Below are 25,919 nucleotides of genomic sequence, written 5' to 3' on the forward strand. Positions count from 1 at the left end.
GAAGCCCTTTGTTCATTCCGTGATGTTGAAGTGCTGAACTCGGCGTGCCGCACATTCGCTTCTTGGCGTTCGAGCCAGCGACACGTCCAAAGCACGAAATATAAATTGAGCCGCGTTCGCGGTGGCTCATTCGGCATTGCCGCGCTATAAACCCGCGCTACTTTCGATAGGAGTTTTTTAGCGATAACAGATGCAAAGCCCTCCCAAATCCTCAAACCAAAGTGCCGGCGAGCCCGGTACGGGCGCCAGCCCCACGGCGGATCCAGGAATCTCAGCCGACCATGTCGTGACACAAGCATCACCCAGCTTGGACACATTGGATGAGGCCGGTTCAGCCTCGCCTGCTCTCGACCCACGACGGGCCTATACATCCTTTGGCCAAAGCCGACTGGCAGCGCACAATCTGCTGCGTGCGCTGGGACATGATTTAAAAGCAAGTTCAACCTTCGCAAAGACCAAGGCTGAGACAGCCGCTTTCTACCTGAAGGCGAAGCTAAAGGCCGCAATCCGGCCGGAAACTACAGCAACTCCCCGCAGCCCTAGGCGACTGGGGGCTGCTCTGGCTAAAGCAGGGACCGCAATTCATGGTCTGCGGGCAATGCTTTCCGAGAGTCGCCGGCACAGTCGACCTAACGCGGGCTGGTGGAAAACCGCTCTGGCATCGGTCTTCCTTGTCGGTCTCCTCGTGGTAGGCGGCACACTTTGGTGGGCTTTAAGGGACGTACCGTGGGGCGAGATCCGCGATGGAACCTTGAAGCCTGTCATAGTGCTAGAAACCGCTGACGGTGCACCGCTGGTACGACAGGGGCCGTATCAAGGGGCGTATGCTCAATACGACCAGTTTCCACCGCAGCTTATCGACGCTGTCCTCTCCATTGAAGACAGGCGTTTCATGGATCATTTCGGCATCGACCTCAGAGGTATCGCAAGGGCGCTCCTGCGGAACTTTGAAGCCGGCTCGGTGGTAGAAGGTGGGAGCACGATCACCCAGCAGCTCATCAAGCTGCAGTATCTCGAGAGTGATCGGACAATAAAGCGGAAAATACAGGAGGTCGTGATAGCCCTGTGGCTAGAGTGGAAACTCGGGAAGAAGGAAATCCTGACGCGCTATCTCAACAGCGCCTATCTTGGTGCCGGCGCGACCGGCATGCCTGCCGCAGCACGCATCTATTTCAACAAGGATATCGGCGCCCTCAATCTGCCGGAATCTGCCATGCTGGCGGGATTGCTGCGGGCACCGAGCCAGTGGAACCCGATCGATAATTCCGAGGGCGCCCGACAACGCAGTGCCGTCGTCCTCGACGCGATGGCAGCTAATGGCAAGATCACCGGATCAAAGGCCGACGAGGTCAAGGCGAGCTTCGCGAAACTCCATCCGACGACGCCAACACCCCGTTCCGGAAGTTGGTTTGCCGACTGGATTTCGCCGCAAGCAAGCGAAATTGCCGGCTCCTCGCCAGGCTCGACGACCGTGCGCACGACCCTGGTGCCGCATCTGCAACAGATCGCCGAAAGGGTTGTGAGCAAAGCTCTCGACAAAGAAGGAAAGGCCGTCGGAGCATCGCAGGCAGCCTTGGTTGCGATGACGCCGGACGGCGCCGTCGTTGCCATGGTCGGCGGGCGCGACTACAAGGCAAGTCAGTTTAATCGCGCCGTCACGGCAATGCGGCAGCCGGGCTCCACCTTCAAGCTGTTCGTCTACTATGCCGCCCTGAAGGCCGGGCTCACCTTGTCTGACCGGATTCTCGACGCACCGATCAACGTCGACGGATGGTCGCCGGAAAACTACCGGGGCGGCTATCACGGCTGGGTTACACTTGCAGAAGCCTTTGCCCGGTCGCTGAATGCCGCGTCGGTTGCACTAGCCGACGAGGTTGGACTCGACAACGTGATTTTGGCCGCTCGAGAGCTGGGCATCGATGCGCCGCTTGCCAACACCCCGTCCCTGGCGCTCGGAACATCCGAAGTAAACCTGCTTAATCTGACCAGCGCCTATGCGTCTGTCCAACTTGGCAAGGCGCCTGTCAAGCCAAGGGGCATCATCGACTTTCAGGCAGCAGGGCAACCACAGGCGTTTCGCGTTGGCTCACAAGCAGGGCCGAATGTCGATCTTTCGCCTTACCAATCAGATCTTCTCGGCCTGCTGCAGCTCGTGGTCGAACGCGGCACTGGACGTGAAGCCGATCCCGGTGGATTTGCGGCCGGCAAGACCGGGACCAGCCAGAACAATCGCGATGCATGGTTCGTTGGCTTCACGAAACCTCTCGTTGCCGGGGTATGGGTGGGCAATGACGACGACACGCCGATGAATGGCGTCACCGGCGGCGCCTTGCCGGCGCGGATCTGGCGGGACTTCATGCGGGAGGCAATGAAGGAGCCTGCGCCGGACAAGTCGAAGCCGACGGGAGGAATGAACGACGGTCAAGGCGCACCCCAGTCCTGCGACATCACCGCCTGCTCCCGCAGCTACCGTTCGTTCCGGCCGTCGGACTGCACATACCAGCCTTACTATGGTGGGAGGCGGCTCTGCGAAAAGTAATGCTTGCCTCGGATTTCTGCCTTGCCGCCAATTGGGGGGCCACCATCGCTTTTTACGCCGGCGTGCTGGCCCGACTCCTTGGCCTGTGATCCTCGACTCGGCACTGTTACTGAAAGTCGTTGAAGCCGAGAAGGGACCTATCAACTGGCATCGCGGTGGGTTGCTCGCCGGCGCGAAGGATACCGGCATCTTTTGCGTGAAGACGCGATGGCGAGCTGAAACACGTCCACGGTCATGACGCGATCCCAATGAGCTTGAGGGCTCGGGATACTATTGCCTGCTTTGTGATACCGAACTTTTCGTAGGGGACTCCAGCCGGTGCTGACGCACCAAATTCGATCATCCCGATGACGTCATCTTCACTTGCAACGTAACGCGTCCATGCGAACTTGGAGAGCGCTTCAACCCTGATCCTTGCGGCATGGCCCAGAACCTGCTCCCGGTACTCTTTCGACGGGGCGTCGAACTGATCCCAGCTCGGCATCGAGACAACAGCCGTCGGGGTAGGTGGCCAGACGCTTCCAGTTCGTTCGCGGCCTCGCTGCCAGGGATACGTCGGTGCCGGTGGCGATGAGGGTCGCTGCCCGCTTGCCCGACGCTTCCTTCAGGACGTAGGCGCCCTTTGCGCAGAGGTTTTCATTGCCGGAGTCAGTGCGCGGCTGAGGAACGTTTTGGCGCGACAGAGCGAGCAGGGACGGCGTCTTCTGATCGCGAAGGGCGATATCCCAGCACTCCAGCGTTTCGATCGTATCAACCGGGGCGGAAGACGTGTCAGAAAAACACCAGGAACCACCACCGTATGGAATGAGCCCGCAATGGACCCCATGTCGTTCATTGCAGCCGGCATGGCGAACTCGCGGAGGCCATTGCTGTCGCTCTGCATACCCAACTACGAGCCTCCACATACCACCCATTATTCCTGGTGATATTCCGCCAGAGAAGGCGCACTTTGGGCCCGCCATGCGGCGCGTCCAGCCCATGGAGGCGAGCGTATCGCTATCTTCGCAGCGTCGCCAGATAGTGCTCGAGCGCCTTGATCGCCTTTTCGCGATCAGTCCCTTTCAGAGCGGAGTCTATATCCAACTGCAGGCCATCCTCACTGTTCGAAAGCATGTTCTTCATCGCTTCCTGGACGATGCGAAAGCCGATCACCCTGTACGTCTTGATCGGATAGGCAAAGCCCTTGACGGTCAGAGGAGGCAGCTCCTCAGCTTCGATTTCCTCCTTGACCAGGGCATAAGTCTCGTCAGCCAGAAGTATGCCGCCGAGGTCGGCATGGCTCTGCAATCTTGACGCGAGATTCACCTCGCCGCCTATGATCGTATAGTCCATCCGATCCGCGCTGCCGAAGTTACCCACGGTGCAATAGCCCGTGTTGATGCCGATGCGGAGATGGAATGGCAGAGCAAAGCCGGCTTCGGCCCATTCAGCACGCAGCTCCTGCATCCTGGACTGCATGGAGATCGCCATTCTGACGCATGCGAGTGCGTCTTCCCTGATGCCCCTGGTCTCAGGATCACCGAAAAACACTAGGATCGCATCGCCAATGAATTTGTCGATCGTCGCGCCGTATTCCAGCGCAAGCTTCGCCATCTCAGTCAGATAGTGATTGAGCAGGTCCGTTAGCTCTTCGGACTCGAGCTTGTCGGTCGTCGCCGTGAAGTCGGCGATATCGGAGAAGAAGACAGTCAGCTTCTTTCGGGTGGATGAAATCTCGACGTTTTGCTTACCGGAGAAAATCGAGGCGAAGACCTGTGGCGAGAGATATTTCGACAGCTTGCTCGCCACCGCTTCCAGCGCCCGGTTCTGCTCGCCGATCCGTATGCTCGCCTCCTCCGCCTCGCTCTTGGCGGCTTCCGTGGCCGTATGCAGCCGCGCGTTCTCCAGCGCAATAGACGCAAGCTGTCCGAAACGCTTCAGAAGCTCGACCTCTTCGGTGCCAAACTCGAGCGCCGAGGCATCGTCGTAGGCAATGCCGAGGACACCGATCACCTGGTCGTCAGACTTTAGCGGCACGGCCATAACCGCCCTGATCGTCACGTCGAGCTGGGCAGCGGCAGCCGCCCGCCCCGACCACGTCGCGTATTCGTTGATGACAAGCGCCGCGCCCGTGTGCCAGACCACACCGGCCACGCCCTCCCTGCTCTTGAGCTGCTGGCCGGCGGCCTGTCCCGTATAGACGCCGACGCCGACCATGCGCTGGAGGACCTCCCCGGCTTGGTCTACGAGGTAGACGTAGCCATGCTCCGTGCCGAGCAACCCGGCGGCGCGTGTCGTCAGATCCGACAGCAGCTCGGTCAGATCCAATCTCGCAATCAGTCCAAGCGAGGTATCGTGCAGGGCGGCCAGATATTCGCTCTGGCGGCGAAATCGCAGCGCGAGCTGCTCCTGTTGCCTTCGGCGGTTTTCGAGATCGTCGAGATTGGAGCCCAGTTGCTCTGTCATGTTGTTGAACGTTGTCGCCAGCTTGCCGATCTCATCGCCCGATTCGACCTGGGCGCGCGCGGCGAGATCGCCTTGGCGAACCCGGTCGGCGACGCCCGTCAGGCGCTGGATCGGTCCCGCAATGCTTTCCCGGAAAATCAGCCCCAAGATCAGGCCGAGAAAAGCCGCGGCCACGCCGCCGAGCAGGACAATGCGCTGGGCCGTTTCGAGTTGGTCGCGGCCGCTGCCGAGATCTGCCTGCAGCCGTTGCTGTTCCTCATTGGCGATCTCGTCGAGAATTCCAAGCATGCCTTCGGCAAGTGGTACCGCCTGCGTGCGGAAGAGATACAGATCCTCTCGCGCATGGTCGCCTTCAACCGCACTAAACATCTGCGCGGGGAATTGCAGAAATGCTGCTCGCGTCTTCGACAGCTTGTCAATCAGCTTTTCCTGGTACGGCGTCAGTGCGGCATTCCCTTCCGTTATGTTCTTCCAGGCCGCATCGTTGATCGTAAAGTTCGCCTCGTATTCGTATTTGAAGCTGTCGCGTTTGGTCGTCACATAGCCCCGCAGCCCTGCGACCATGGCATAAAAGGAACTCTGAAAGGACGCGAGATCGGCCAGATACACCATGTTCTCGGGGGTCGCGTCCCGCTTCTGCTGCGCGAGGATCAGCGCTTTCGCGGTTCCGACAATTGTGGCGATCAATGGATTGGCATCCGCCACGAGCAGTTTGAGGGCCGGTTCGCGCCGGAGCTGATCGTTGCGCAATTCGAAAAGGCGGTCCGTTAGCGGCTGCCAGGGGCTAAGCTTTTCGTGGAGCTCGCGCATCCGCTGTGCGACGTCTGCCGCGGGGCCTGGCTGCGGACCGGTTCTAAGGAGATTTTCCAGCGACTGCATATCTTCCAGAAACGCGGCTTTTGCTGAAGTGTAATTGTCACGGTAGCTCTCCTCACCGAGCGCAAGATAGCCGCGGACGGCACTCAGCATCCGTAGTAAGTCGGCCTGCGCCCGCGCCGAGGCGACCGCACTCGGGGCGCTCAGATCGGTTGTTCTGTTGATGCTTCTGACTGCATCGAGGCTACCCAGATAGTTCAAGCCGACAACGAGCAGCGTCAGCGCCGCCAGAATGCCAAATCCGACCGTTAGCTTGCCGCCGATGTTCAGGTTTCTGAGAGCCGGCGAAGCTGCGCGGACGAGCGCATGCAGTGGGGCGACATAGAATGGACGATTTCTTGCGACCAAACGCTCCTCGTGCTCCCCGCCGTCAGCTTCGACCTTCATGGCTTGCGCCGCCAGTCCGCGATGTTCCACGTCTCGGAGTCCCATGGCGTGGGATCGAAGCCGATGATATCGTTGCGAAGGCCCGGGACGTTTGCCCACTCGACAATGGGAATGACCGCGGAATCGGCAATCAGGAGGTCGTTCATCGCCACGAACAGGCCAATGCGCTTTTCCGGATTGATCTCCCTTTCCGATGCGTCGAACAGCGCTTCGTATTTGTCGCTGCAATAGCGGGACTCGTTCAATCCGGACCAGTTGTTGCTTTTCTGGGCGGCCTCCGCGCAGGTCCACTTGACCATATAGCTTCCCGGATCGGGGCTTTTGTTGCCGGTCGCGAATTCCTCGAGATCCGCGTAAAAATGCTGGCTGGTATTGAGGATATCCGGTGCAGGCGAGAAGAAGATGCTCGAGTCGATCTGCTTGTCCTCGACCTTTATGCCGATCGCGGCCAGATCGGCGCCGATGATCTCCTGGGTTTTCTGGCGGACCGTGTTGACGGAGGTCTGGAAAAGAAGGGTGAAGGGGACGCCGTTCTTGTCCCGGATGCCGTCGCCGTTCGTGTCGCGCCAGCCTGCCTCGTCCAAAAGCACGCGGGCCTTATCCAGATCGAATTCCCAAGTCGTGTTGGGAGAATTGTAGAGAACGGGGGCGACGAGGAGGTTTGCGGTTGGCCGACCAGTCCTCCCGTAAAGCGCGGCGATCTTGTTGCGGTCGACAGCCTTCGCCAAGGCGAGCCTCACCTTGGCATCGGCAAGGATTGGGTTGGGAAACTGCAGGCTCGCGCGCTCGCCATCCATTGTCTCACGGTTTGGGTCGGTGAAATTCAGCATGAGGCGCTCGACGTAGGAGCCAAAGTAGAGCGCCACCTTGCCGATCTGCTTCGCTTCAAGCTCCTGCAATTCGGCATCGCCGATCTGCAGGTTCCACGCGTAGTCGACGACGCCGGTGCCGAGCACCGCCTTTGCGGCCGTCTTCGCATCGCCACCACCCTGCAAGGTCACTTCGTCAAATCCCAGACGCGCCCGGTCGCGGTATTCAGGATTGGGCTCATAGATGATCTTGACGGTGTTGACGACATCCTCGCCGATCAGCAGGACGTCCTCGGGGCGGAACTCCTTGAGGCGATAAGGACCGGTTCCGACGGGGGCCAGGTTGGGCGGCGCGTCGACCGCGACCTTGTTGTTATAGGGGGCAAACACATGCTCCGGCAGGATTGTCCCCTGTATGCCGACGAAGGGGAGCGCCCAGGCGGGATCGACGTCCTTGAAGGTTACCTTGACGGTCAGGTCGTCGAGTGCTTCGACCTTGTCGACCGACTTGTAGGTTCCAATACTAGATGAGCCTACATCCGGGTTGGTGATGTAGGAATAAGTAAAGACAACGTCCTTCGCGGTGAAGGGGACGCCGTCTGACCATTTCACATTTGGCTTTAGTTTCCAGGTGACCGACCTCCCGTCGCTTGCCACCTGGCCGTTGGTCAAGGAGGGAATTTCCGCTGCGAGGAACGGCACCAGATGTCCTTCGGCATCGAAGCTCGCCAGTGGCTCATATACAACGCGGCTGGCCGTCTGATCCTTCACACCGGGGGCAAGATGAGGGTTGAGAATACTGGGCGCCTGCCAGAACAGGAGCTTCAGGGTCCTATCACCCGAATGCGCCTGCTGTGGAACAACCGTAAGCAGCATGAACGCGGTCAGAATAACGGAGCATTGCGCTGTACTGATACTCGTGCGTGACGTCGTCATTTGCGATGCCAATCCGCGATGTTCCATGTTTCGGAATCCCAGGGTGTCGGGTCGAAGCCTTCAAGGGCATTGCTAATTCCGCTGACGTCAGCCCAGTGCACCAGCGGAATTGCAGCGCTATCCAGAACCAGCAGATCGTTCATTTTCACGAAGATCTGGCGGCGCTTGGCCGGATCGACTTCGATGGTCGAGGCTAAATAGAGAGCGTCGTAGTCCTTGTTGCAGTAGCGTGCCCAGTTCGACCCGGACCAGTTGTTGGATTTTTGCGCCGCTTCGGAGCACGTCCAGCCAATCATATAGCTGCCCGGATCGGGGCTCTTGTTCCCGTAGGCGTATTCTTCCATATCCGCGTAGAAGTGCCGCCGGGAGTTGGTGCTGTCGGAGCCGGAACCGAGAAAGATGCTCGAGTCGATCATCTTGTTTTCGAGCTTCACCCCGATCGCCTGCAAGTTCGCCTTGACGATCTCCTGGGTCTGCTGGCGAACAGAATTGACGGTCGTCTGGAACAGGAAACTGAGAGGCACGCCGTTCTTGTCGCGCACACCGTCACGGTTGGTATCCTTCCACCCTGCCTCGTCGAGGATGGCCTTGGCCCTGTCGGGATCGAACGCCCATTCGCTGTTCGGCGAATTGAAGATTGCCGGCGCAACCAGAATGTTGCTGGTCGCGCGGCCCGTGCGGCCATAGAGCGCCGCGATCTTCTGGCGGTCGATGGCAAGTGCGAGTGCGGTGCGCACATTTCTGTCCAACAATGCGGGATGTGGATTCTGTACGCTCGACCGTTCCCCCTCGGCGGTTTCGCGACTGGGGTCGGTAAAGTTGAGCATGATGCGCTCCACATAGGAGCCCCAGGATACCGTCGCCTTTCCGACTCCGTCTGTTTCGAGTGTTTTAAGCACCGAGTCGTCGACCTGAAGGTTCCAGGCATAGTCAACAACGCCTTCCTTCAGCACTGCGTTGGCCGCGACCGAAGCGTCGCCGCCGCCCTGCAGCGTCACCTCGTCGAAGCTCAGCTTGCCGGCGTCGCGAAAATACGGATTGCGCTCGAAGATAACCTTCACGGTGTTGACGACATCCTCGCCGATGACAAGCACGTCCTCTGTCTGAAACTCCTTCAAGCGATATGGGCCTGTGCCGACGGGGGCCAGGTTTACGGGCGCCGTGGCCGCATCGCTGTTGTTGTAGGGAGCAAATACATGCTCGGGCAGGATCATACCTTGGACGCCGACGAAGGGCAGCGCCCAGGCAGGATTAACGTCCTTGAACGTGATCTGCACGGTGTAGTCGTCAACAACAACGACCTTGTTGATGGTCTTGTAAGGCCCGATGCTCGCCGAGCCCACATCTGGATTGGTGATATAATTGTAGGTGAAGAGCACGTCCTTCGCGGTGAAGGGGTGCCCGTCGGACCATTTGACGCCGTGCCTGAGCTTCCACACGACCGAACGGCCATCAGCGCTTACTGCACCGTTCTCCAGCGTCGGAATTTCTGCGGCGAGGAAGGGAACAAGGCGACCCTCGCGGTCGAAGCTGGCCAGAGGTTCGTAGACGATCCGACTGGCGGTCTGGTCTTTAATACCGGGAGCCAAGTGAGGATTGAGCGTGCTTGGAGCCTGCCATAGCAGCAATTTCAGCGCCTTGTCAGCCGAATTGGCGTATAGCGGAACAAGTGCGGTCGACAGGAAAAGAACAATCGGCAGGACGCAACGCGCCCCCAGAAACTGTCCGAGCCGCAAGCAACACCGAGCTACCCCCCTCATCGCACTCCCCCACGATGGCGCTGCCCGACCGCGCTTCCCAGACCCCACAGCGCGTCAGTATGCGAACATTGAATTGAATTCCTTCCATGTATTCTTGTCACCGCACATGTTGATCCCATCGAGGTCGGTTGGCAATATGAGGGCAGAGCGGCACAGCCTGACGGTCGAAAAATTCGACGACCTTCAGGGGTTGCCCAACGGGCAATGCTGCCACGCTGAGGCGACCTCGCCTCGCGGTTGCTGCGGCAATCCACTGGAAATTCCGCTTACCTCGACAGAGGCCGCATTCAAGGCGCTCGTCCGGAAGGCCTTGCAAAGTGTCTTCGGACGACGCGGCCCTGGACGCTGATAACCGCGGCTTTGGGCCGCCGAGAGCGGAAACCATTGCCGCTCTGGCCTCATGTTGAGCGAGGCCCAAAGCCAGGACACAAAGGTGGCATCCACGGTCGCTCGCCGCGGACAATATCGGGAATTTCAGAGTCGATTAGCTAGGTTATTGACATCACGTGAGAATTTTAACTACGCGCCTCTCCGCGCGACGGCTGTTGCGAACACCGCGCTGGCATCACTGACAAGCTCTACGTGCTGATATGCAGCCTGCCCCGCGGCCGCACCATCCGCTCTCAGGATCGCGGTGACAATCCGGTCGTGCTCCTGATAGGATTTTGCCAGTCGCCCGGGGAGACGGAACTGCGCTCGCCGAAAGGGGGCAAGCCGCGCCCGTGTCTGGGTCACCATCTCTAAGACATGATCATTGTGCGCACCTCGATAAAGCCGGGTGTGGAACTCGGTGTTGTAAACCGAATATTCCTCTTCTGCGCCAGCATGCACGAGCCTCATCGACGCCTTGTGCCCGAGTTCCAGCGCCCGCCGCTCATCGACTGTCATTCGCGCTGCCGACAGCCTGGCGCAGATCCCCTCGAGTTCCGCCATCGCCTCGAACATCGAATGCAGGTAGGTCTCCGTGACGGTGGCGACCACGGCGCTTCGGTTCGGCTCGCGATCGATCAATCCCATGGCACCGAGTTCGCGCAGGGCTTCTCTTACCGGCGTTCGCGAAACGTCGAAACGAGTTGCGAGCGAACCTTCGTCCAGTTTCGCGCCGGGGAGGATCAGTCCCGTGACGATCATGTCGGAAATCGCCCGCACCATCTGTTCGACAGTGGTTCCGGTACGGATGACATGTCTGCGGCCGGCGTGCTTCACGGTGCGAATCTGCTCACTTTGACACTATGCATACAGATGGCGCCCATGGCTCAAGAAGTCAAATGAAGTCATGAAGTGACTGTAAAATCGGTTGTTTCCGCACCATTAAGTCCATCTCACAACCGCGGAGAGCCTGACCTTTCGCCTACCGATGAACATCCAGTAATCTTTGATTACTATTTATGCATTTTATCGATCAATCTGTATGCACTTTCCGCATCAGCGATTCTCCGTTTACCAACAAGCGTTCTTAAACAACGCCTTACCTCTTGGCACGCTCATTGCATGCACTTTTCTGTAACATTTTTTCGAACCGGCCCTTGCCGCAAGGAGCATTCCGATGACCAAACTCCTTCCCATGACCCGCCGCCATTTTCTTCAGGCTTCAGCAGCCGGCGCACTCGCCTTGACCCCGGGCCTGTTGCCTGACCGCGCCTTCGCCCAGAGCGCGCTAACCGTCGGCTTCATCTATGTCGGCCCCAAGGACGACTACGGCTACAATCAGGCGCATGCTGAAGGTGCGGCTGCACTGAAGGCGGTTTCGGGTGTCACGATCGTCGAAGAGGAAAATGTACCGGAAACCGTCGATGTCCAGAAGACGATGGAATCGATGATCAATCTCGACGGCGCGACGCTGATCTTCCCGACGTCGTTCGGCTATTTCGACCCTCATATGCTGGCGATGGCGGCAAAGTACCCGGATATCCAGTTCCGCCATTGTGGCGGTCTCTGGCAGGAAGGCAAGAACCCGATGAATACGGGTTCATATTTCGGCTACATCTTCCAGGGCCAATACCTGAACGGGGTTGCCGCCGGCTACACCTCGAAGAGCAAGAAGATCGGTTTCGTCGCCGCCAAGCCGATCCCGCAGGTGCTGCAGAACATCAACGCCTTCCTGCTCGGCGCGCGCTCGGTCGATCCATCGATTACCTGCCAGGTTATCTTCACCGGCGAGTGGTCGCTTGCCGTCAAGGAAGCGGAAGCGACCAATGCGCTGATCGACCAGGGCGCCGATGTGATCACCTGCCATGTCGACAGCCCGAAGGTTGTTGTCGAGACTGCTGCCGGCCGCGGAGCTTTCGTCTGCGGCTATCACGCAAACCAGAGTCCGTTGGCGCCGGAAAAATATCTGACCGGCGCCGAATGGGCGTGGGGCAACGTCTACACCGATTTTGTCAAGAAGGCACAGGCCGGCGAAAAGCTCGGCAACTTCGTGCGCGGCGGCCTCAAGGATGGCTTCGTCAAGATGAGTCCGCTCGGACCTGCAGTGCCGGCCGAGGGACGCACAAAGTTTGACGCGACGCTTGCCGAGATGACGGCGGGCAAGTTCTCCGTCTTTAAGGGTCCGATCAAGGACAACAAGGGCAACGTCGTCGTCACGGCCGACAAGAGCTATGCCGAGGATGCCATCGAGCTCGAGAGCATGGCCTACCTGGTGGAAGGCGTCGTCGGATCCACGGCCTGAGCCAGGGGAGAAACGCCATGACAGTCGAGGCAAACACGTCTGCAATAGCGATCGCTTCCGATCGACCGTCCGTAATCAGACACATCTTCGAATGGCTCGCACGGCGCGCGGAACCTGTTGTTATCAGCTTCGGTGCAATTCTGATCGGACTGGCGTTCTTCTCCCTCTTCATTCTGGTGATCGGCAAATCGCCGGCCACCTTGTTCCAACTGATGTACACGGGCGGCTTCGGCAGTTGGTTCTCGATCCAGAACAGCCTCAGTCGGGCCGCCCCGCTGCTTCTGACAGCGCTCTGCGTCGCCTTGCCGGCCCGCTTGGGGCTCGTCATCATCGGCGGCGAGGGCGCAGTGGTATTGGGGGGCGTTGCGGCTGCGGCCGCGGCCGTGCCGTTTGTCGGAACATTACCTGCCCTCCTCCTCCTGGTTCTGATGGCGGCGGTAGCGATGATCGTCGGCGGCATCTGGATTGGTTTTGCAGGGTTCCTGCGACACTACCGCGGTGTCAACGAGACGATTTCCTCGCTACTCCTCGCCTATATCGCCATCGCGCTGATGAACCAGCTCGTGGAAGGGCCACTGCGCGATCCGGCGAGCCTTAACAAACCCTCCACAGCTCCCCTTCCCGCGCAAGATATGCTCGGCAAGATCCCCGGAATGGACGTGCATTGGGGGCTCGCCATCGGTGTCGTCGCCTGCATCGTCTCATGGGTGCTGATCGAGATCACGAGCTATGGCTTTGCGGCGCGTATCGCCGGCGGCAACGTTCGCGCGGCCCAGATCCAGGGGTTGCCTGTCGGCCGCCTGATCGTCGGCTTCACGGCAATCGCCGGCAGCTTTGCCGGTCTGGCCGGCATGATCGAGGTTGCAGCTGTCCAGGGCAGCGCCAATGCCTCGCTTGCCGCGGGCTATGGCTATACCGGCATCCTTGTCGCCTTCCTGGCGCGCCACAATCCGCTGGCAATCATTCCGGTCGCCATCCTGCTTGGCGGCATAGACGCATCCGGTGGGCTGATCCAGCGCCGGATGGGCTTGCCCGACGCGACCGTGCTGGTGCTGCAGGGAACGCTCTTCGTCGTAATCCTGTTTTGCGAGACCTTTTACGGTCGCTTCAAGATCTTCAATCCCGACCTCTGGAAAAGGCGCTCATGATGGAAGCAAGCGGCATTGGAATCTGGGGCGTCCCCCTCGCGATCCTTGCAGGCGCCATCCGCGTCTCGACACCCTTCATCTTCGTCAGCCTTGGCGAAACCATCACCGAACGCTCCGGCCGCATCAATCTCGGGCTTGAGGGCACGCTCGTCTTCGGCGCCATGACGGCCTACGCACTCGCCGTGCTCAGCGGTTCGCCATGGCTCGGCGTTTTGGCGGCGATGGGGACCGGCGCGATCTTCGGTCTGCTGCACGGATGGATCTGCAAGTGGCCCAAGGTCAACGACATCGCGATCGGCATCGCCATGATGCAATTCGGCCTCGGACTGGCGTTCTTTCTTGGTAAGCCGTTCATCCAGCCGGCAGCCCCTCATCTGCCGTCGATCCCGCTTGGCGCCTGGTCAAATCTTCCACAGGTTCAGGCGGCCCTGAACATCAACGTGCTGTTCATCCTTGGCGGCCTGCTTGCGCTCTTCTTGTGGTGGGCGTTCAAAAACACCCGGATCGGTCTCGTCCTGCGTGTGGTTGGCGACAGCACTGATGCGGCGAAAGCGATGGGGATCAATCCGGAGCGTGTCCGGTTGCTGGCGACCGGTGTAGGCGGATCCCTTGCCGCCGTCGGCGGTGCCTATCTCTCGCTCTATTACCCAGGCTCCTGGAACGAAGGGATCTCTTCCGGGCAGGGCCTGATGGCGGTGGCGCTGGTAATCTTCGCGCGCTGGAACCCGATCGGCTGCTTTCTGGCCGCACTTCTCTTCGGCGGAGCGGGTGCGCTTGGCCCTGCCCTGCAGTCGGTCGGCGTCACAAAGGGCTACTACCTGTTCTACGCAGCGCCCTACGTTCTGACGCTCGCCATCCTGATTGCCACGTCCTCGCCGACCCGCTCGCTTGCCGGAGCCCCCGGCGCGTTGTCGCTCACGAAATAGAGGATCTGCCATGAATGGTTTCTGCAGCCTCAACACGTCAGGTCAGGGCGCCTCCCATTTTCCCCGCCGCGATTACGTCGCCCTTGATGGCTTGCGCCGGTTACGCCCCGTATTCCGGATTGCGCAGCTTCGTTTTCGTCAGCGATCAGTTGACGGGGGAGACGATCAGAAGGTCGTCGACGGCGCATCCCGCGGCTTCGGCACCCAGGCGCGGCACCCGGGTGCGCCGCCTTGGCGAAACCCTCAAACTTGCAGGTGAATAGGAGAAGACAATGGATGCGATGGTCGAAATGAAGGGACACTACATCAATGCCGATCCTTATGCCTGGCCCTACAACGGCGCGCTGAGACCCGACAACACGGCACTCATCATCATCGACATGCAGACCGATTTCTGCGGTCCGGGCGGCTATGTCGATCACATGGGCTATGACCTCTCGCTGGTGCGCGCGCCGATCGAGCCGATCAAACGAGTTCTTTCGGCCATGCGCGCCAAGGGCTACCACGTCATCCACACCCGCGAGGGCCATCGGCCTGATCTCGCGGATCTGCCCGCCAACAAGCGCTGGCGCTCGCAGCGCATCAACGCCGGGATCGGTGACGCCGGCCCCTGCGGCCGCATCCTCGTTCGTGGAGAACCGGGGTGGGACATTATCGATGAGTTGAAGCCGATCGAGGGAGAGACGATCATCGACAAACCTGGCAAGGGTTCCTTTTGCGCTACGGATCTGGAGCTTATCCTCAACCAGAAGCGGATCGAGAACATCATCCTGACCGGCATCACCACCGATGTCTGCGTTCATACGACGATGCGCGAGGCAAACGATCGCGGCTTCGAGTGCCTGTTGATCGAGGACTGCTGCGGCGCCACTGATTACGGCAATCATCTCGCCGCCATCAAGATGGTGAAGATGCAGGGCGGCGTGTTCGGCTCCGTCGCCAACTCCGAAACGCTCGTGAGCCAGCTGCCATGAAGACAGTCCGAGACACTCCGCTCCCGCAACCCGGCACGGCTATAGGCATTGACACAATCGATATGACGATGCGCTTTGGCGCCTTCACCGCGCTCGATCATGTATCGATCAAGGTCCCTGCCGGCAGCTTCCACGCCCTGCTCGGCGAAAACGGCGCCGGCAAGTCGACGCTCGTCAAATGCATTATGGGTTTTTACCACGCGACCTCTGGCTCGCTTTCGGTTGACGGCCACGAGGTGACGATCGCCTCACCGAAGGACGCCAGCAACTACGGCCTCGGCATGGTCTATCAGCATTTCACGCTTGTTCCCTCGCTGACAGGCGCCGAAAATCTTGTCATCAGCCGCGCCGAAGTGCCCACTGTCATCAACTGGGCAAAGGAACGGAAGGACCTTGCCGCGTTCATGGAGCGCATGCCCTTCAAGATCCCGCTCGACCGTCCCGTCAGCGAACTGGCCGCGGGTCAAAAGCAGAAGCTGGAGATCATCAAGCAGCTCTATCTCGGCCGCTCCTTCCTGGTGCTCGATGAGCCGACATCCGTGCTGACACCAGCCGAGGCCGACGAAATGCTCAGCCTCGTGCGTGACATGACCGGGCGCGGTGAGCTGACGGTGCTGATGATCTCTCACAAGTTCCACGAGGTGACAAAGTTTGCAGATGCCGTCTCGGTCCTGCGGCGTGGCAAGCTGGTCGGCAGTGGCAAGGTTGGCGAGATCTCCACATCAGACATGGCGGCAATGATGATTGGCGATGTGAAACTCGCCGAGCTCGATACCCGCGTTCTGGTTTCCGAAATAGCCAAGCCCGTCCTCAAGATGGAAAAGGTCAAGGCGGCCGACCGCTCTGGCCTCAAGACCATCGAGATCGATAATCTGATGGTCCGCTCGGGCGAGATCGTCGGCATTGCCGGCATTTCCGGCAATGGCCAGAAGGAGCTGACGGAAATCCTGGCCGGGCAGCGGCCCGCCGAAAGCGGCCGCGTTACCATCAACGGCGACGCCTATGGCGCGACGCGTCCCGAGACTCGCATGAACAAAGTCCGGTTCATTCCCGAAGAACCGCTTCAGAACGCCTGCGCGCCGCGCATGACGGTCAGCGAAAACCTCGCCTTTCGCACCTTCGACCTGAAGGCAGACGGCAGTGATGCGATCTGGCTTAACAAGGGGTGGATGAGGAAACGCGCCACCGCGTTGATCTCCGACTTCAAGGTGAAGACGGCCTCTTCTTCCTCGCCGATCGCGGCACTTTCGGGCGGCAATGTGCAGCGCGCGGTTCTCGCGCGCGAACTGACTGGTGAGGTTGCCCTGCTAATCGTCTCGAACCCTTGTTTCGGCCTCGATTTCTCGGCCGTCGCCGAAATTCGTGCCCGCATCATTAAGGCGCGCAATTGCGGTACGGCGGTCCTCCTGCTTTCTGAAGACCTCGACGAGCTTCTTGAGATGTCCGATCGCATCATGGTGATTTCTGAAGGCAGGCTGGTCTACGAGACAGAGGCGCGATCGGCTGACATCGGCGCGATCGGCGCTCACATGGCGGGGCATCACTGATGGCAAAGATCAAGGCAGAACCCTTCGCCTTCCCGGTCAGGCACGACCAGCTTGCCCTTATCGTCATCGACATGCAGCGCGATTTCGCCGAACCCGGCGGCTTTGGCGCCAGCCTCGGCAATGATGTCAGTCGCATCACCAGGATCGTGCCTGATGTCAAACGGCTCATCCAGGGCTTCCGCAATGCCGGCTTGCCGGTCATTCACACGATGGAGTGCCACAAGCCCGATCTTTCGGACCTGCCGCCGGCAAAACGCGACCGTGGCAGCCCGATACTCCGCATCGGCGACGAAGGCCCGATGGGTCGCATTCTGATCTCGGGCGAGCCGGGCACCGCAATCCTGCCCGAACTCGCTCCCGCCGAGGGGGAAGTCATCATCGAAAAGCCCGGCAAGGGTGCCTTCTATAACACCGAGCTTAGCGAAGTGCTGCAGCAGAGGGGTATCAAACAACTTGTTTTCGCGGGTGTGACGACCGAGGTCTGCGTACAGACCACGATGCGCGAAGCGAACGATCGTGGCTATCAATGCCTGCTCGCCGAGGAGGCGACGGAGAGTTATTTTCCTGAGTTCAAGGCGGCCACCATCGCCATGATCCGTGCCCAGGGCGCGATTGTTGGCTGGACGGCCCATGTCGATGACATTCTGGAAAGCATCACCAATGCCTGAAACGACCCTAGACCTGCTGACCACAGACGGCTGGAAGGAGCTGGAGTTCGGCCCCTTCCGGAAAAACGTGACAATCCACTGGATCCGTCCCTTCCAAGACGACCAGCCAGGCGTTGCCCTGCTGAAATATGAGGCCGGCGCTTCCGTTCCACATCATCGACATGAAGGGCTGGAGACCATTCTGGTCCTCGAGGGAGTACAATCAGACGAGGCAGGCAACTACGGCCGTGGTCGTTACGTCGTCAATGCGCCCGGTACCGAGCATTCGGTCTGGAGCGATACGGGTTGTGTCGTGCTCATTCAGTGGGACCGGCCCGTAACAATACTGGAAGAGGAAAAAGCATGAATTCGACGATACCAGCCTTCGATATTGGCTCGTTGCACGCGTTTTATCGCAGTGGTGGCAGTGTCGCCGCGATGGTCGAAACGGTCTTCGCCCGGATTGCCGCGGTGAACGATCCCGGCATCTTCATTCATCTTGCAGAAAAGAGTTTTCTCCTGGCTGAGGCGGAAAGGCTCGGCAGCTTCGATCCCTCACGACCGCTGTTCGGCATTCCCTTCGCGGTGAAGGACAATATCGATGTCGCCGGGATGCCAACGACCGCAGCCTGCCCCAACTATGCCTATCTGCCGGAACAGGACGCCACCATCGTCCGCCTGCTGCGGGACGCCGGCGCGCTGGTGATCGGCAAGACCAATCTCGACCAGTTCGCGACGGGTCTGGTTGGTGTGCGCTCGCCCTATCCGATCCCGAAAAACGCCATCGATCCAAAACTGGTCCCAGGCGGTTCTTCCTCCGGTTCGGCCGTGGCAACAGCGCACGGCATCGTCAGTTTTGCACTCGGCACAGACACGGCCGGTTCGGGCCGTATTCCAGCAGGTCTCAACAATATTGTCGGCCTCAAGCCAAGTGTCGGCGCGCTCTCGACAACAGGTGTCATTCCCGCGTGTCGCACACTCGACTGTGTCTCGGTCTTCGCACTCACGGTCGATGACGCATGGACCGTGTTCAGCGTCACCGCCCAACATGATGAGACGGACCCTTATTCCAAGACCATTGCAGCGACCGGCTACGGGAAGGTTCCGCCGGTCCTCGCCATCGGCGTACCTGTGAAAGCCGAGCTGCAATTCTTCGGCGACGCCGTGATGGAAGAGGCCTATTTCAACGCGCTGTCCACGTTGGAAAAACTTGGCCACAGACTGGTTGAAATACCCTTCGGGGCCTTCTACAGGGTCGCCAACCTGCTCTATGAGGGCGCCTGGGTGGCTGAACGCTATGCCGCCATCAAGCCGTTTTTCGACGCCGAGGAGCAGAGCCTTCATCCGGTGACCCGCAAGATCTATGGTGCCGCCAGGACACTTTCGGCAGCCGATGCGTTCAGCGGATTTTATGCGCTGCAGGAACTGAAGAAAGAGGTCGCTCCGCTGATCGCATCGGTCGATCTTCTCTGCGTACCAACCGCCCCCACTCATTTTACGCTCGCCAATATCGAGGCCGAGCCGATCCGCGAGAATTCGCGCCTCGGAACGTATACGAACTTCGTCAACCTGCTCGACCTATGCGGTATCGCCGTGCCGACCGGCACGCGCTCCGACGGACTTCCCGCGAGCGTGACGCTGCTTGCTCCCTCCGGTCGAGACGGGCTTGCAGCAACTGTTGCCCGGGATCTGCATCGGGCAACCGGCATGAGGCTCGGGGCGACGGAGTGGTCGCAGCCTCCCTACGCTCCTCCCGCGTCGGACACTGAAAGTGAGGACCTGATCGATATCGTTGTCGTCGGCGCACACCTGTCAGGCATGCCACTGAACCATCAGCTTACCGATCTCGGTGGAAAATTCTCTCGCGACGCATGGACGTCCGGCGCGTACCGGCTTTATGCGCTCACCGGGACCGTGCCGCTAAAACCCGGCATGACACGTGTTGGCGAAGGCGAAGGAAGGAAGATCGAAGTGGAAGTCTGGAAGCTAACAACCGCTGCTTTCGGTGCCTTCGTGGCAGCCATCCCTGCTCCCATGAGCATCGGAACCATCATGCTGTCGGATGGCACGTCCGCAAAGGGGTTCCTGGTTGAACCACTGGCGCTTGTCGGAGCAGTTGACATAACGAACTACGGCGGCTGGCGGACCTATCAGCGAGAGCTTTCGTTGGCACACAAGGTCGGCTGATGGCCCATCCATGAAATAGCAGGCAATTACAGATCTGTTTCAGTTATCTGTTCGAGACTACCGAAGAACGGGGCGGGTCCTCTGGTCATCTGGATAAATCAGCCAGCGGTTCTCGGAGAAATAAGCTCTCGTGCGAGTCTGCTGGTCAGAAGCCTGGGAAAGGACCAGCGAAAAATTGTAACTGTTCTCCTGGCTGGGCTCTCTTCTGAAGTCAAAATATGCACCAAAGCGCTCATATCTGGTGTCAGCGAGTTTCTGGACCGGGATCAGGGCTTCCTGAAAGTCCCCCCACCCCGCCTGGCCGACGATGACCTCGAAGATGCGCATAAGGGAGGGATCAAGCACCCCCTGATCATCTGTGTTCGGCCCGACAATTCTACCGGTGATCTCAGTGATATCGCCCGATGGATTGCCTCGAACACGCAGAAACGTCGACCGAAGAGGACGGACCTCGTCTCGCTCGTAAATGCGCTGAAAGTAGCACTCGTAGTTCACACTTCGCATGGAAGCGGCACGCCATTGCGTCGTGTCGATGCCCGCGTCACGAAACGCAGTGCAAATCTCAGGCCCCGAAATCCGCCATGTGCGCGAGAACTGGCTTGTCAGTTCAGAAACCGGAGCATCGAAAAGGCGCGTTCCCTTCAACACGTATGGGCGTGCATCGGCACCCACGGCAATCAAGTCGCCGGTCGACCGCGTTAATCGTGCCTGCTTTTGAACGACAGGATATTCGCTTGGTGGAGCGAGATAGCTCCAAAAGTGTGCATTGCTTGATAGCGCGAGGCTCCCCGCAACAGCGAAACAGAGAAGACCGATGAGGGGCGTTTTACGGCTTTTTATCCAGAGCGGCGGCCTAGTTATCCGACTTCCTGAACTCTGGCTTCCCAAATCAAGCACCGTCGTGAGGTAAATGCGAGATCTCTAAGATAGCAGTGGTTGAACTGATATGGAAGATATCGGCCAGCTTGCTATGCTTTTCATGACGTTGATGGTGTCGCCGCCGAGGCGAACACTGCCGCGATCATGGGCTGAGGTTGACGCCCCGGCGTGCAATCATCCTAGCATTTCTGGAGTAGAGTTCCAGAATTGCAAGGAAGCGACGTCCTGAAGCCGCCCTCTAGCGGCAGCCATGCTATTTTTCTTTCAGCCTTTCTAAAGCCGTTCACCCTTTGCCGAGCCGCCGACATACTCCTGGGGGAGGCATCGCTGATCGCTGTTTCCTTGCCGTGCCTGTGCGAACTCCTGTGGATACTGCGAAGGGGTGCGAAGCGGGCAAAACAACAGATTGCGGTAACTGTTTGTGATCTGTTGGACGGCGGGAATGTCGTGATGAAGGGATCGTGCGTTTGCGCTAGTCAGAGGCCCAAGGCCGCGCCATCCTTGCGATGATCAGAGCCGGCAATGTAACCGTCACGGTACCGGCAAACAAGTTGCGCGCCGCCGAAAGCAAAACTGTTGTCGGGACTATTCCGGCTGATGGTGTGACCACGGCTCACAAGGCCGTCAATCGTCGCCTGCGGCATGGTGTGCTCGACTGCCACGTCCCGACCTGAAACGAAGCGCCACCGTGGAGCGTCGCTTGCCGTCTGAGGGTTCTGCCCGAATGCGATCATACGCACGACCATCTGTACATGCCCCTGAGCCTGCATTGGGCCACCCATGACTCCGAAACTCATCAACGGCTGATTATCTTTCATCAGGAAGCCGGGGATTATCGTATGGAACGGCCGTTTCCCGGGTCCAACCTGATTTGGATGACCTTTTTCTGTGGTGAAGCCCAACCCGCGGTTTTGCAGATGGATGCCGGTCCCGGGAATGACAACTCCCGAGCCGAAGCCCGAATAGTTCGACTGGATGTAAGAAACCATCATGCCCTTTTCGTCACAAGCGGACAGGTAGACAGTGCCACCCAGTCTCGCCTCAGACCGTGGCGGAATAAGTGTGATTGTTTTTCCTTTATAATCCAGCTTGCGCTTCAAACGCAGACGGAACGAACCTCACAACAGGGCGGAATCGAGTCTTAAAACCTCAGATCGTCCCGGAAGTCGGTCAGGTGGCGCGAAGTCTCCGATGGCTTTAACCAGGTCCTCCGGACATTGCTCCACCAGTGCCATCACCACCGTCGTTGTCGTGGTAGTCATCGGCGCGCGGCAGACGCAACCGTATGCCTTCGCGGTCCCCTACTTCTGGAAGGACAAAAGCATTGGTCTTGCTCAAAAGTGCCATTGCACCCGGCAGCGTCGTCCAATCGATTGCGTGTGAGTAGCGCTGTCCGAATTCGAGGGTTTTGAGAAGAGTGTCCGGGTTTCCGTAGTTGCTCATCAGCCTAAGTCCCTCCAGATAGTTCGAGCGGTAGACGGTAGGAATGATGATCCGCGCTTCGTTCCCTGCTGACAGTTCGGCATTCATCATAATGCGTGCTGACCTGCCGTTACCGTCGGCAAACGGGTGAACCTCCGCGACCATGAACATCATGAATATTGCCCGGTCCAGTGGCGCTTCGAGTCGTTGGTAGATATCGAATCCTTGTCGTAGGGTTCCGACAACATCTTCTGGCCTGACGAAGATGGTTGCACCTGCTTTGTTGCCGGACGACTTGAATTCTCCAGGCTTCTTTTCGGGACGCCCTTCCATAATCCTCTGGTGACGTTGCTTCAGCAGTTCGAGAAATTCTTCGAAATTCTTGGGTGTTCGACCGTTGTCGTCTGGGTTGGACACCACGGCAAAGGTACCCTGTATATCGTGAGCGTCTGCAGGCCGTTCTGGCGGGATCGCCCCGTTGAAGATGATATCCTCGGCCTCCTCGACCTCGAACTCTGTACCTTCAATAAAGTTCGAGAAATACGCTTCGAAAAAGGCCATGTGCACGGCCGAGGAACCGTTGAGATGAGCGATCCGTGGACTTTGAGGGGCCCTTGCCCTGAGTACGTCGTACATTGAGTTGAGCAGGTCGACCCTCTTGTGATCGAACGGCATCCCGGTTGCATGGGCGATGGCCGAAGGTGCCGAAAGCTTGACGTCCCTCGTCCCGAGGAGCGTACCGATAATGGTATCCAGGTCGTTGGACTCCTTGACCAAACCGAGGACGCGGCCTGCGTCTTTAATCTGGTCACGCAGAAGATTCAGGCCAGCCTCTCCGTTGGTACGAAGATACTTGGTGAGGTGTTCTTCAATCTCAACTCGGGAAGCGGTCCGTGAAACCCCGGTTCGGGCGCGAGAGGACACCATGTTTTCGACAAATGCACGCGCTCGCGACGAACAGTAAAGACTATCGCGCATAGGGAAATCGCCTACCACCCTCCCGACACCTACACGTGCGCGGAGCGTGATACCAGGAAGTTCGACATCCCGTTTTGACCCGGCATCGAGGAAGACTGTTCCGTCACCTGCCGGCTTCATTTCGAGCGCGGTGCGATCAACGATGACAGCGTCAGGAAAATAGAGGGGGACGATCTTCCATACATTCCGCCTGACCAGTTCGGCAGGATCACCCGAGAGATGACTTGTGAACAATCGACTACCGAGGGGCCGAAGCTTGCCAGCTTGCACTGCCCGCGAAATCTGAAGCGAAGTCGCTGTTGTGGACACTATGAAATCTGGAATATCGACCATTTTCTCTCCTTAGCCGCACCCGCGGCGCTGAAAATGCAAAGATTTATGACTTAGCAGATCATCAATGAAAATTTTCAGCACTTAATCATGATGCAACGTATGGATTGAATCTGCATTTAACAAGTCGCGCGTGAGCATTTATGAAAACTTTGGCACTTTAACCAAGTGCCGTTGATGATTTATCCGACTTAGCGTCAATGTATGTCGAGTTTGTATCACACGTGGAAGCAAGGAGCCGATCAATCGGGAATTTGATCGCTCCTCATTTGCTGACCGTTTCAGCATTCGGGTTCTGGATTGCTCGGTCGATGGCGCAACCGGCCTTTTCAAGCAGAGCTTGCGCGGCGTGCAGACGGAGCGTCAGGGACGGCGCCTGCGATGCTCTGTTGAAACGGCTAATCGATATCGCACTCACGGCCTGGCCACGGAAGAGTAGCACCTAGAGGGACCTGATGTGAGGGATCCGAACCAGCGACTCTGCAGTTCCGCTGCTTTGATGTCATATCGAAAGGACATCCAAGTGTAGAGGAGACTTTCCCTCATCAAAATCAGATCGGTCTTGCCAACGAGATCCCGTTCGACATAGCCGGGTCATGCACAGGCCACGACGATCGTCGGAGGCGCCTTCAGGCAGGTTCCCAAGCCAGGAATGGCCGACGCTGACAGCGGGACAGAAGATCAACGTTCTTGATAATAGTTGATAAAACGCCGATCTTGTCTCCTATCGTGCGATGGCTGACAAGGCCGACAAATCAGCATGATCCTTGAGGTCCACCGGGTACTCAGGTTGCACATGTGCAGAGGATCGGTGTCATCAGCCTGACATGTGCATCCATGCGCTCCAGAACCTTTGCCGGAACGACCTCGCGTTCCGGTAGCGACCACCAGCGACCATTTACGCGCTCGACCATTTCGACCACCACCCTCAAAACCGCGGCTTCCGGCAATCGCGCGCGATTGGCGAAGGCTTTCCATCGCTGTGCATCCAATGCCTTGAAAGGACGCTCGCCGGCGAGCGACAGAGCCATGGCGTCCGCCGGGATGTACGGGATCGTCGAGAGCACGTCATAGACAGGCGCGAGATCCGGTTTGTCACCGACACCTCGATAGATCAATGACCAGTTTTTCAGGTGCATGTCGCCATTGCCCGTCAAGGCAGCTAGAGCCAATCGGCGGGCGAACTCGAGAGCGGCTGCGGACGACACGGCAATGTTCAAGGCCGCAGCGATATCATGATAGGCGGCTCCTTCATACTTCCGGGAAGGATTGACGCCGAAGACCTGGGCGAAGTCCTCGATATGGATCCGCTCACCATTGATGCTACGATCGAAGCGTTTGACGAGCAGGACTTTTCCATCTGACAGCGTTTCGAACTCTTTTGGAATTCCTTCGAGCTCCGATTGCTCGACAAGTTCGCGTTCCGGCACCTCCATGCCGATCGCTTCTGCCAAAGCAAGATTGGCATACTCGTTCTCCGAGACGCCGGGAAATGAGGTGGACGGAAACTTGGCGATATACGACCCCTGCTCGTCACCAAGCGGCAGGGTCACGCCGCCGCCCTTCCCCGTGTTCTTGATGACTGAGAGCTTCATTTGCACACCTGCAAGCGAAAACCGGGCTTTCGGTTTCGGGACTTGTATATCGTTGAGATGCACCACAGTTCCGTCGCTCGGCACGACGCGGACGGCACCCGGCAGGTCCGAGCCGAGTGCGACAAGCAGGTCGAAATCGTTCCCGGCGCGTATGCTATCGGCGTGATGCTTTTCCATCGCCTCGCGCAGCTTGTCCTCTGGGAGAAGATTGGCGAAGAACGCCGGCAAGGCTCTGGCAATAGGCTTCGGGTCTTTGCGCAAGCCCCCGTTGGCGGCGCGAAAAGACAGGCTAAGAACGGGAAATCCGCCGGTCGCGCGATAGCTATCATCGAAACTGAACGCGTTGAAATCACCGGGCGTCCTTACGAGCGTGCCTACCTTCACGTCGTTCAGCAGCACGTCGAGCGACGAGATGGATCTCGGATTGGGAAAGGCCTCAGTCACCACGTTCACCGCCTGGATTTGCAACGAATGCCGGAAGATCATCGAGATCGTCGTGTGGCCGCAGTAAAGCATCGACGGCCGGCACCATCGCCTGCGGGATGAGCATTAGCTCAAGCCCGAGAGCACGGGCGATGTTGATTAAAGTCGTCGTACGCGCGGCGCTACTTCCAGCCTCGATTTCACGGTATCGAGGCCGCGATATGCCTGCCATGTCGGCGACCTGCTCTTGGGTTAATCGCTGGACCTTACGAGCGGCCTTCAGCAGTTGCCCGATATCCAGCAGTGCGTTTGACTCGGAGCGTGCCATCATCCTTACCCGTCCCGTCTTCTTAGAGCTGGTGGGTGAGCTAGCAAGATCATCCCTTCCAGTCAAACAAAAAGATAAACATACGGATCATTTCAGAACACATGATCTGTTT

General features: G+C 58.8%; 20 protein-coding genes and 1 pseudogene. 10 read left to right on the plus strand and 11 right to left on the minus strand.

Translation table 11 applies throughout. The annotated features are described in order from the left end of the window. Positions 1-190 precede the first annotated feature (190 nt). Positions 191-2,539 (plus strand): PBP1A family penicillin-binding protein, encoded by a 2,349-nt coding sequence (locus FHX16_RS26195; RefSeq protein ID WP_259131212.1) that lies wholly within the window; start codon positions 191-193, stop codon positions 2,537-2,539. A 232-nt stretch (positions 2,540-2,771) separates the two neighbouring features. On the opposite strand, the gene FHX16_RS31690 is transcribed toward FHX16_RS26195, so the two are convergent. The 6 genes from FHX16_RS31690 to FHX16_RS26220 all read right to left on the minus strand — a co-directional run bounded on the left by FHX16_RS31690 (position 2,772) and on the right by FHX16_RS26220 (position 10,958). After that, positions 2,772-3,023, minus strand: coding sequence for a transketolase-like TK C-terminal-containing protein (locus FHX16_RS31690; protein WP_405049323.1), 252 nt, complete (start codon positions 3,021-3,023; stop codon positions 2,772-2,774). Continuing rightward, positions 2,941-3,444 (minus strand): hypothetical protein, encoded by a 504-nt coding sequence (locus FHX16_RS26200; RefSeq protein WP_259131214.1) that lies wholly within the window; start codon positions 3,442-3,444, stop codon positions 2,941-2,943. Before FHX16_RS26200 ends, FHX16_RS31690 begins: the two co-directional genes overlap by 83 nt. A 91-nt stretch (positions 3,445-3,535) precedes the next feature. Then, the gene (locus FHX16_RS26205) at positions 3,536-6,247 is read right to left on the minus strand and encodes an adenylate/guanylate cyclase domain-containing protein (RefSeq protein ID WP_259131215.1); all 2,712 of its coding nucleotides are present in this window, start codon (positions 6,245-6,247) and stop codon (positions 3,536-3,538) included. Further along, the gene (locus tag FHX16_RS26210; RefSeq protein WP_259131217.1) at positions 6,244-7,992 is read right to left on the minus strand and encodes a peptide ABC transporter substrate-binding protein; all 1,749 of its coding nucleotides are present in this window, start codon (positions 7,990-7,992) and stop codon (positions 6,244-6,246) included. The genes FHX16_RS26205 and FHX16_RS26210 overlap by 4 nt, the downstream gene beginning before the upstream one ends. Continuing rightward, the gene (locus FHX16_RS26215) at positions 7,989-9,752 is read right to left on the minus strand and encodes a peptide ABC transporter substrate-binding protein (RefSeq protein WP_259131219.1); all 1,764 of its coding nucleotides are present in this window, start codon (positions 9,750-9,752) and stop codon (positions 7,989-7,991) included. Before FHX16_RS26215 ends, FHX16_RS26210 begins: the two co-directional genes overlap by 4 nt. A gap of 519 nt (positions 9,753-10,271) precedes the next feature. Further along, entirely contained in the window at positions 10,272-10,958 is a 687-nt protein-coding gene (locus FHX16_RS26220) for a GntR family transcriptional regulator (protein ID WP_183758992.1), read from the minus strand. Positions 10,959-11,298: 340 nt separating this feature from the next. On the opposite strand from FHX16_RS26220, the gene FHX16_RS26225 reads away from it, so the two are divergent. From FHX16_RS26225 to atzF, 8 genes are all read left to right on the plus strand, one after another. Then, positions 11,299-12,423: a BMP family ABC transporter substrate-binding protein gene (locus FHX16_RS26225; RefSeq protein ID WP_259131221.1), complete on the plus strand. Its 1,125-nt coding sequence runs from the start codon at positions 11,299-11,301 to the stop codon at positions 12,421-12,423. A 17-nt stretch (positions 12,424-12,440) separates the two neighbouring features. Then, the gene (locus FHX16_RS26230; RefSeq protein ID WP_183758988.1) at positions 12,441-13,571 is read left to right on the plus strand and encodes an ABC transporter permease; all 1,131 of its coding nucleotides are present in this window, start codon (positions 12,441-12,443) and stop codon (positions 13,569-13,571) included. Further along, positions 13,571-14,497: an ABC transporter permease gene (locus FHX16_RS26235; protein WP_183759042.1), complete on the plus strand. Its 927-nt coding sequence runs from the start codon at positions 13,571-13,573 to the stop codon at positions 14,495-14,497. The genes FHX16_RS26230 and FHX16_RS26235 overlap by 1 nt, the downstream gene beginning before the upstream one ends. Before the next feature lie 272 nt (positions 14,498-14,769). After that, a complete protein-coding gene (locus FHX16_RS26240; RefSeq protein ID WP_183758983.1) occupies positions 14,770-15,471 on the plus strand; it encodes a cysteine hydrolase family protein in 702 nt (233 codons plus the stop codon). Next, entirely contained in the window at positions 15,468-17,018 is a 1,551-nt protein-coding gene (locus tag FHX16_RS26245; protein ID WP_259131223.1) for an ABC transporter ATP-binding protein, read from the plus strand. Before FHX16_RS26240 ends, FHX16_RS26245 begins: the two co-directional genes overlap by 4 nt. Continuing rightward, positions 17,018-17,686 carry a cysteine hydrolase family protein gene (locus FHX16_RS26250; protein ID WP_183758979.1) on the plus strand — a complete coding sequence of 223 codons (669 nt, stop codon included), beginning with the start codon at positions 17,018-17,020 and terminating at the stop codon, positions 17,684-17,686. The genes FHX16_RS26245 and FHX16_RS26250 overlap by 1 nt, the downstream gene beginning before the upstream one ends. After that, on the plus strand, positions 17,679-18,032 hold the full coding sequence (locus FHX16_RS26255; protein WP_259131226.1) for a cupin domain-containing protein: 354 nt from the start codon (positions 17,679-17,681) through the stop codon (positions 18,030-18,032). The genes FHX16_RS26250 and FHX16_RS26255 overlap by 8 nt, the downstream gene beginning before the upstream one ends. Then, positions 18,029-19,852 (plus strand): allophanate hydrolase, encoded by a 1,824-nt coding sequence (gene atzF, locus FHX16_RS26260; RefSeq protein ID WP_259131228.1) that lies wholly within the window; start codon positions 18,029-18,031, stop codon positions 19,850-19,852. The genes FHX16_RS26255 and atzF overlap by 4 nt, the downstream gene beginning before the upstream one ends. A 57-nt stretch (positions 19,853-19,909) precedes the next feature. On the opposite strand, the gene FHX16_RS26265 is transcribed toward atzF, so the two are convergent. Continuing rightward, positions 19,910-20,749, minus strand: coding sequence for a DUF6030 family protein (locus FHX16_RS26265; protein ID WP_259131229.1), 840 nt, complete (start codon positions 20,747-20,749; stop codon positions 19,910-19,912). Positions 20,750-21,025: 276 nt separating this feature from the next. Here FHX16_RS26265 and FHX16_RS26270 point away from each other — a divergent pair. Then, positions 21,026-21,199, plus strand: a pseudogene (locus tag FHX16_RS26270) (VapC toxin family PIN domain ribonuclease); the annotation flags it as partial. Between the two features lie 8 nt (positions 21,200-21,207). Here FHX16_RS26270 and FHX16_RS26275 read toward each other — a convergent pair. The 4 genes from FHX16_RS26275 to FHX16_RS26290 all read right to left on the minus strand — a co-directional run bounded on the left by FHX16_RS26275 (position 21,208) and on the right by FHX16_RS26290 (position 25,807). Then, the gene (locus FHX16_RS26275; RefSeq protein ID WP_246712792.1) at positions 21,208-21,831 is read right to left on the minus strand and encodes a gamma-glutamyltransferase; all 624 of its coding nucleotides are present in this window, start codon (positions 21,829-21,831) and stop codon (positions 21,208-21,210) included. Positions 21,832-21,928: 97 nt separating this feature from the next. Then, a complete protein-coding gene (locus tag FHX16_RS26280) occupies positions 21,929-23,464 on the minus strand; it encodes a Fic family protein (RefSeq protein WP_259131231.1) in 1,536 nt (511 codons plus the stop codon). A gap of 782 nt (positions 23,465-24,246) precedes the next feature. Further along, the gene (locus FHX16_RS26285) at positions 24,247-25,500 is read right to left on the minus strand and encodes a type II toxin-antitoxin system HipA family toxin (RefSeq protein WP_259131233.1); all 1,254 of its coding nucleotides are present in this window, start codon (positions 25,498-25,500) and stop codon (positions 24,247-24,249) included. Then, on the minus strand, positions 25,493-25,807 hold the full coding sequence (locus tag FHX16_RS26290; protein WP_183759038.1) for a helix-turn-helix domain-containing protein: 315 nt from the start codon (positions 25,805-25,807) through the stop codon (positions 25,493-25,495). The genes FHX16_RS26285 and FHX16_RS26290 overlap by 8 nt, the downstream gene beginning before the upstream one ends. Positions 25,808-25,919 lie beyond the last annotated feature (112 nt).

The organism is Rhizobium sp. BK661 (assembly GCF_024808825.1).
Classification (GTDB): Bacteria; Pseudomonadota; Alphaproteobacteria; order Rhizobiales; family Rhizobiaceae; genus Rhizobium.